Source organism: Acinetobacter sp. YZS-X1-1, assembly GCF_000804305.1.
Classification (GTDB): Bacteria; Pseudomonadota; Gammaproteobacteria; order Pseudomonadales; family Moraxellaceae; genus Acinetobacter; species Acinetobacter variabilis.
On the sequence record NZ_JWHB01000058.1, the window covers coordinates 1 to 3,936 of the forward strand.

General features: G+C 36.5%; 6 protein-coding genes. 1 reads left to right on the forward strand and 5 read right to left on the reverse strand.

Translation table 11 applies throughout. The features are described 5' to 3' along the window. The 5 genes from RJ01_RS15395 to arsC all read right to left on the reverse strand — a co-directional run. On the reverse strand, positions 1-213 hold a 213-nt coding region (locus tag RJ01_RS15395), incomplete at its 3' end, for an NAD(P)H-dependent oxidoreductase (RefSeq protein ID WP_034171724.1). A gap of 4 nt (positions 214-217) precedes the next feature. Next, the gene (arsB, locus tag RJ01_RS15400) at positions 218-1,258 is read right to left on the reverse strand and encodes an ACR3 family arsenite efflux transporter (RefSeq protein WP_004644740.1); all 1,041 of its coding nucleotides are present in this window, start codon (positions 1,256-1,258) and stop codon (positions 218-220) included. 5 nt (positions 1,259-1,263) lie between these two features. Further along, on the reverse strand, positions 1,264-1,737 hold the full coding sequence (locus tag RJ01_RS15405; protein ID WP_004781073.1) for an arsenate reductase ArsC: 474 nt from the start codon (positions 1,735-1,737) through the stop codon (positions 1,264-1,266). A 4-nt stretch (positions 1,738-1,741) separates the two neighbouring features. Further along, entirely contained in the window at positions 1,742-2,065 is a 324-nt protein-coding gene (locus tag RJ01_RS15410; protein WP_004644742.1) for a metalloregulator ArsR/SmtB family transcription factor, read from the reverse strand. 44 nt (positions 2,066-2,109) lie between these two features. After that, entirely contained in the window at positions 2,110-2,538 is a 429-nt protein-coding gene (arsC, locus tag RJ01_RS15415; protein ID WP_004733243.1) for an arsenate reductase (glutaredoxin), read from the reverse strand. A 314-nt stretch (positions 2,539-2,852) separates the two neighbouring features. Here arsC and RJ01_RS15420 point away from each other — a divergent pair, with 314 nt between their 5' ends. Next, positions 2,853-3,419 (forward strand): recombinase family protein, encoded by a 567-nt coding sequence (locus RJ01_RS15420; RefSeq protein ID WP_004812033.1) that lies wholly within the window; start codon positions 2,853-2,855, stop codon positions 3,417-3,419. The last annotated feature ends 517 nt before the right edge of the window (positions 3,420-3,936 follow it).

Genomic DNA, 3,936 nt, shown 5'->3' on the forward strand with positions numbered 1-3,936 from the left:
TAAAGGAAGCCCTTTAGGATGAAAGATTTTTATTTCCGCCCCAAAATGCTCAAGGATTCGACCGGCTTCAAGAACTGCAAGGCGACTGTAAGAACGTTCTCGATTAGAGCCATACAGCAGCAAAATTCGCGGAGGATGAGCAAGTTCTTTGGCTTGAACTTTTTCAAAGGTGGGTTGCTCAAGAAGATTTAGATCTACATTTGGGAGATTCATAGAGTTAGGCCTCTTTAAAAACTTTCTTTCTCAGCCAGAGTGAAACACTCACCAAGGCAATCAACACAGGAACTTCGACCAGTGGGCCAATAATCGTGGTAAAAGCAACAGGCGAAGCGATACCAAAAGTTGCAATCGCTACTGCAAGTGATAATTCAAAATTATTCCCCGCTGCGGTAAATGCAATTGCTGTGGTCTTAGGATAGTCATTGCCCATCCATTTACTCATAAAGAAGCTGATGAAGAACATTAAAACGAAGTAAATGGTTAAAGGAATCGCGATGCGTAAAACTTCAAGCGGAAGACTCACGACATCACCGCCTTTTAGGCTAAACATGGCCAGAATGGTGAACAGCAAAGCCATTAAACTCAGCGGACTGATTTTCGGAATGAACTTGGTTTCATACCATTCCACGCCTTTCTGTTTCACCAAAATCCATCGCGTTAAGAAACCTAATAAGAACGGAATACCAAGATAAACCAGAACAGCATGGGTGATGGTCCAGAAATCGACATTAATGACCTGCGAAGCGACACCAAAATAGGGTGGAAGGAAGGTCAGGAATAACCAGGCATAGGTACTGAAAAATAGAATCTGGAAGATGCTGTTAAAGGCAACTAATGCTGCAACATATTGATTATCACCACAGGCCAAGCCATTCCACACCAGAACCATGGCAATACATCGAGCAAGACCAATCAGGATGACACCGGTCATATATTCTGGATAACTATGTAAAAATATGATTGCCAGGGCAAACATGAGTACTGGCGCGATCAGCCAGTTTTGTACTAAGGACAAAGTAAGGGTTTTCTTATCCTTAAACACTTGTGGCAAAGTCGCATAGTTCACTTTTGCCAGTGGTGGATACATCATTAGAATAAGACCAATCGCGATTGGAATATTCACTGAATCAATGCTTAATTTATCGAGTGCGACAGAAGCCTGAGGAAAGAAGTTTCCGATGGCAATGCCTAAGGCCATGGCAATAAAAATCCATAGCGTCAGGTTGCGATCTAAAAAAGATAAGCGTTTTTCAGACATTTCACTTACTCAACGTTCGAAATTTGATTAATTGCTGCAATCAATTCTGAGCGAGATAGTTTATCTACATTAAGTTTAAATAAAGCATCTAAGCGACGATTGATATGTTCAACAGTGCTCATAAAGGCTTTCATTTTTTCTTCTTTATTCACGTCTAAGTGTGAAGGATCAGCCAAGCCCCAATGTGCCTTGATTGCTCCACCCAAATAAAGTGGACATGCTTCTTGAGCAGCAGAATCACATACTGTGATCACAACATCAGGTTGATATTGTTCACAATCATTAATCGTTTTACTCCATAAACCTTCGGTAGATAATCCTAAGTTTTCAAGGGTTTCTAAAGTTAGCGGGTGAACTTGACCTGAAGGCTTACTCCCAGCGCTATAGGCTTTCCAACCTTCTGGTGCTCGGCTATTAAACAAAACTTCAGACAAAATGCTACGGCAGCTATTTCCAGTACATAAAAATAAAAATTTCATTGAATTACTCACAATAACTATTTACAGAAAGGGGGTGTTGATCATCCAGCTTTGATTGAGATTGAACCGTCTTCAAAATATCTAAAATTTCATAACACCAGTTGGCCAATTTTGGATTGATACTGTAGTAAACCCATTGGCCTTGTCTGCGATCTTGAAGTAGCCCTGAAGCACGTAAAAGGGCTAAATGTCTTGAAATTTTCGGTTGACTGAGTTGTAGTTTTTCAGTCAAATCACATACACATAGTTCTTTATTTTCAACAATTAATGTCACTATATTGAGACGTGTTTCATCTGATAAGCATTTAAAAAAATTAACTTGATCCATATAAATCTCCTTCACATTCTTTCCATTCAAGAGATGAGAAAGTACTATTTAATTCTTTGGCCATTTTCATCAATAATTTTTTCACCATCTTCTTTGCTAAATGCGCCTTTCTGAGGAAACGGGAGAATATCCAAAACAACTTCAGAAGGACGACACAAACGTGTACCTAAATCCGTAACAACGAATGGGCGGTTAATCAAAATAGGATGTTGAAGCATAAAATTTAAAAGCTGTTCATCAGACCAATCTTCCCGAACAATTTCTAAATCAGAATATGGAGGTACATTTTTACGAATTGCTTCTCTAACACTTAAACCAGCACTACGAATAAGTTCAATTAATTCTGCTTTCGAAGGTGGGGTAATTAGATATTCAATAACGATTGGTTCAATTCCTGCATTTTGAATTAAAGCTAAGGTATTCCTTGATGTACCACACTCAGGATTGTGATAAATCTTTATGGTCGAGAACATTTTGACTAACACTGCTATTAGAAACTCAGATATACTTATATACGTATTTCCACATATATGTAAATACGTATATTGATTTTATTTAAATTACTTAATGTCAATAAATGTATATATATTCTTGCAAATTCTTATGAGTGAGAAAAAACTCGTTATTTAAATATGTAAATTTAGAGTATACCCTAAAATTACATTTTAAAAGTTCTTAAAAACATGTACCATTTAAATGTTTTTTAATCATAAGTAACATGTAACTTTGGTATTAAAGATTTATAATTTACGAAATTGTTCATTTTTATCCAATTGGGGCGTAAAAAGTGAAAGGCCAAAAAGTAGGCTATGTGCGAGTGAGTTCGGTCGAGCAAAATACGGGACGTCAACTTGAGGGAATTGAAGTCGACCGGATTTTTGTTGACCGTGCTTCAGGTAAAAATACCGACCGACCGAAATTTCAGGAAATGTTGAATTATGTCCGGGAAGGAGACCGGGTGATAGTACATTCCATGGATCGTTTTGCGCGAAGCTTAAAAGATTTGGTGACTGAAGTGGATAAACTGGTCAAACGAGGGATTGCCATCCAGTTTGTAAAAGAAAATATTACTTTTACGGCCCAATCCACCCCGATGGATAATTTGATGCTGCAACTGATGGGTGCTTTTGCACAGTTTGAACGTGAGATCATTTTAGAGCGGCAAAAGGAAGGAATTAAACTTGCCTCTTCTCAAGGGAAGTACAAAGGCCGGGTACATAAATTGAAACCTGATCAGGCTGAAGCTTTGCGACAAGACTGGAAGGAAGGGAAGTACCCTTCAAAAATGGCATTAGGCCAGGCATTTGGAATTAGTCGCCAAGCGGTATATCGGTATTTAAAAGCCGGGAAATAACTCAATTGAAATTGGCGACTATATTTAGTTTAGCTTATGAAAATCGTGAAACGTTGATTAAATAATAAGTGCAGAAAGCAAAGAGTTACTAATTTTATACAATATAAGTTTTTGATTTATAATTAATTAACTCGATTGCAATCTAGCTTTTTCAGCAACGATTTATCTTTTTTAAAATAGTATTAATTTATTTTTTTGAGAACAAACCTTAACAAAATTACAAGTTTGTAATTTTGTCGTCATTCGGATGTATATATTTACTCATTATTATAAGTAAAGATTTTTTTGGTCCAAGATATGATTAGATTCAATAATATGTACATGAAGATTATTTTAGTTATTTTTACTATAGTTTTTTCAACCAGTAGTTTTGCTGATGGGGGACTCCGTTTCTTAGAGAAAAATTTAGAAATAATTAACAAATAATTAACATAGTAATTTAAATTAAAAAGTGATTTATCAGGTGAATTTTAACTATATAAATAAGGCACTGTTGCAAATAACCACGAATGGTAAG

What these genes read in the sequence shown, in the direction of transcription:
- arsB (WP_004644740.1), bottom strand. Translation starts at nt 1,258, where the DNA reads ATGTCTGAAAAACGCTTATCTTTTTTAGATCGCAACCTGACGCTATGG.
- RJ01_RS15405 (WP_004781073.1), bottom strand. Translation starts at nt 1,737, where the DNA reads ATGAAATTTTTATTTTTATGTACTGGAAATAGCTGCCGTAGCATTTTG.
- RJ01_RS15410 (WP_004644742.1), bottom strand. Translation starts at nt 2,065, where the DNA reads ATGGATCAAGTTAATTTTTTTAAATGCTTATCAGATGAAACACGTCTC.
- arsC (WP_004733243.1), bottom strand. Translation starts at nt 2,538, where the DNA reads ATGTTCTCGACCATAAAGATTTATCACAATCCTGAGTGTGGTACATCA.